This window comes from Gordonia sp. (in: high G+C Gram-positive bacteria), from assembly GCF_049299075.1.
Classification (GTDB): Bacteria; Actinomycetota; Actinomycetes; order Mycobacteriales; family Mycobacteriaceae; genus Gordonia.
Map to the genome: position 1 here is coordinate 1 of NZ_JBAQWU010000251.1, position 3,179 is coordinate 3,179.

Below are 3,179 nucleotides of genomic sequence, written 5' to 3' on the forward strand. Positions count from 1 at the left end.
CGTGACGATTACCCGGCCTCGGCCGAAAAGCTGTCCGGTGCGCTCAGCGCAGCGCCGGGGCGAAGGTGGTGTTCCAGGACTGCTGGAAGCGGGCCTGCCAGTAGGTCCACCAGTGGTCGCCGTCCGGAGTGATGTTGGTGGTCAGCTGGACCCCCGGCACCAGCGCGACGCGGGCGATGTACAACTGGCTGCTCACCGACGCGGCCACCTCCAACGGAACCATCTGCGCGAAACGGACCGCGTTGAATCCCGCCGAGCCCGGCATCAGCGAGCTGTCGTAGCGGCTACCCAGCCCGGTGCCTGCGGAGATGTAGACACGCTTGCCAGCCAAGTTGCCCGCGGTGAGGAAGGGGTCGTTGGCGGCCCACTCCCCGGCGGGGTAGATGCCCCACATGTTGTTGGGGTTGCCGCCCATTTCGGCGACCGAGGCCTGGATGCCCTGGGTGAAGCCGGGCATGGTGACCGTCGGGTAGCCAGAGTAGGAGGCGACGGCCTTGTACAGGCCGGGGTGGCGCGAGGCCAGGTTCAACGCGGACGTTCCCGACATCGAGAGGCCAGCGATGCCGTTCTTGTTGCGGGCGGCACCGTGCGTGCGCGACATGTAGTTCGGAAGCTCGCGGGTGAGGAAAGTCTCCCACTTGTTCAGGCCGAGGTTCGGGTCGCGCTGTTCCCAGTCGGTGTAGAAGCTGCCGCCGCCTCCGTACGGGATGGCGACGTTGACGCCCTTGCCGCGCATGAAGCTCGAGACGCTGGTCTCGATGTTCCAGCCACTGTTGCCGTTCGAGGCGCGCAGGCCGTCGAGCAGGTACAGGGTGCCGCGGCCGGGCGCGCCGGCGCCGACGACGCACACCGGAATCGACTTGTTCATGGCGGCGGAGTGGACGCGCTCAACACTTCCGGCGCAGCCACGGGCTTCGGCGGGGGAGGTGGTGCTGACCGCGGCGCCACCGAGGGCGGTGCTTGCGACCAGAGCGGTAGCAAGCAGACGCTTGCGGACGCTGGAGAACATACAGGTTTCCTTCGCGCGATCTTGGCCGATCCGGCCACGGTTGTCCCGCCGGGTACAAGGTCCCGGGGACTGCTACGAAAGCCAAGAGTAACGGAGATATAACGGCAGGGCAAAAGGTGGGACCGGCCAATTCTCGATAGGCTGTGAGACGGGCCACGATCGTGTGTCCGACACCCGGGGAACAGGAGAACCACTCGTGGGTGACAGCGAGAAGCAGGCCGACGCGATAGTCGTCGGTTCGGGGCTGGCCGGACTGGTCGCCACCTATGAACTGACGCAAGCGGGCAAGAAGGTCGTGGTTGTCGATCAGGAGAATCGCGCGAACCTGGGTGGCCAGGCATTCTGGTCGCTCGGCGGTCTCTTTCTGGTGGACAGTCCCGAGCAGCGGCGTCTGGGCATCAAGGATTCGCCGGAGCTGGCGCTGCAAGACTGGCTGGGTTCGGCCGGCTTCGATCGCGAGGACGAAGACTTTTGGCCGCGCCAGTGGGCCCGTGCGTATGTCGATTTCGCGGCGACCGAGAAGCGGGACTACCTGCACGCTCTCGGCCTCCGGTTCACCCCGGTGGTCGGCTGGGCCGAGCGGGGTGGCGGTTTTGCCGACGGTCACGGTAACTCGGTGCCGCGCTTCCATGTCACCTGGGGCACCGGGCCCGAGGTGGTCCGCGTCTTTGTCGAGCCGGTTCTGGAGGCAGCGAAGAAGGGCCTCGTCGAGTTCCGCTTCCGGCATCGAGTCGACGAACTGATCGTCGACGGGGCTTCGGCGGAGTCGGGGGGTGGAACGGTGGTCGGTGTGCGCGGCGCCGTGCTGGAGTCGTCGGACACTGAGCGCGGCGTGGCCAGCTCCCGTGAGGTCATTGGCGACTTCGAGCTGCGCGCTCCCGCGGTGATCGTGACCACCGGTGGTATCGGCCACAACCACGAGATGGTTCGCGAGAACTGGCCGACCGAGCGGCTCGGCCCGGTGCCGGGGCACATGATCGCTGGCGTTCCGGCCTACGTCGATGGGCGCATGCTGAACATCGCCGAGGGCGCGGGCGCCAGTCTGGTGAATCGCGATCGGATGTGGCACTACACCGAGGGCATCCACAATTGGGATCCGATTTGGCCCGACCACGCGATCCGGATCATCCCCGGACCGTCGTCGCTGTGGCTCGACGCCACCGGCAACCGCCTGCGACCGCCGAACTTCCCGGGCTTCGACACGAATGCCTCCATGAAGGCGATCCTGGACACCGGCTACGACTACTCGTGGTTTGTGCTGACCGGCGACATCATCGAAAAGGAGTTTGCGCTCTCGGGTTCGGAACAGAATCCGGACCTTACCGAAAAGTCGCTCGCGACCGCCGCGAAGAGCCGGTTGTCTAAGTCGATCCCCGGCCCGGTGAAAGCCTTCATGGACCACGGCGTCGACTTTGTGGTGCGCGACAATCTGCCCGACCTGGTGGCCGGTATGAATGAGCTCGGTCGGGACGGCGCCCGCATCGATCTACAAGAACTGGAGCGCACCATCTCGGCCCGCGACACTCAGGTGGAGAACGGGTACGCGAAGGACGCCCAGATCATGGCGATCCACAATGCACGCAACTACATCGGCGACAAGCTCACCCGTGCCGTCAAACCGCACCGCCTTCTCGACCCCGAACGCGGTCCGCTGATCGCGGTGCGGCTGAACATCCTCACCCGCAAGACGCTCGGTGGATTGGAGACCAACCTCGACGCGCAGGTGATGCGTCCGGACGGTCAGGTTTTCTCCGGGCTGTACGCGGCCGGCGAGGTCGCCGGTTTTGGCGGCGGCGGTGTGCACGGCTACAACGCGCTGGAAGGCACCTTCCTCGGGGGCTGCATCTTCTCCGGTCGGGCCGCTGGCCGGGCCGCCGCGCGACGGGTCTGACGCCGAGCGGCCGAGCAGGTCAGATGCCACGAGCCCGGGTCCGCTCAGCGGACCCGGGCTCGAAGTATCTATCGGCGGTTACCGACCGTGTCGACCGCGGGGCTGGTCGTCGGTGCCCGGTCGCTCGATGACGGTGGTGTCCGCAATCGGATCCACCGGGATGTCGGCGATCGGATTGGGGTCGATGACCGGCTCGAAGGTGATGGTATCGGCCGTCGAGTCGATCACCGGCTCGACGACAGTCGGTGCCTCGGGCACATCCGGGGCCCAGTACTCTTC

The 3,179-nt window shown here is 66.5% G+C and carries 3 protein-coding genes; 1 reads left to right on the top strand and 2 read right to left on the bottom strand.

Going from position 1 to position 3,179, the window contains the following annotated elements; genetic code table 11:
* Window positions 1-43: 43 nt before the first annotated feature.
* Window positions 44-1,009: an alpha/beta hydrolase gene (locus tag WAW85_RS07840; protein WP_422559064.1), complete on the bottom strand. Its 966-nt coding sequence runs from the start codon at window positions 1,007-1,009 to the stop codon at window positions 44-46.
* Window positions 1,010-1,205: 196 nt separating this feature from the next.
* On the opposite strand from WAW85_RS07840, the gene WAW85_RS07845 reads away from it, so the two are divergent.
* On the top strand, window positions 1,206-2,900 hold the full coding sequence (locus tag WAW85_RS07845) for an FAD-binding dehydrogenase (protein ID WP_422559065.1): 1,695 nt from the start codon (window positions 1,206-1,208) through the stop codon (window positions 2,898-2,900).
* A gap of 78 nt (window positions 2,901-2,978) precedes the next feature.
* On the opposite strand, the gene WAW85_RS07850 is transcribed toward WAW85_RS07845, so the two are convergent.
* A partial coding sequence (locus WAW85_RS07850; protein WP_422559066.1) for a hypothetical protein occupies window positions 2,979-3,179 on the bottom strand: 201 nt, incomplete at its 5' end.

Coding starts and splice junctions, on each gene's coding strand:
- WAW85_RS07840 (WP_422559064.1), bottom strand. CDS start 1,009: ATGTTCTCCAGCGTCCGCAAGCGTCTGCTTGCTACCGCTCTGGTCGCA.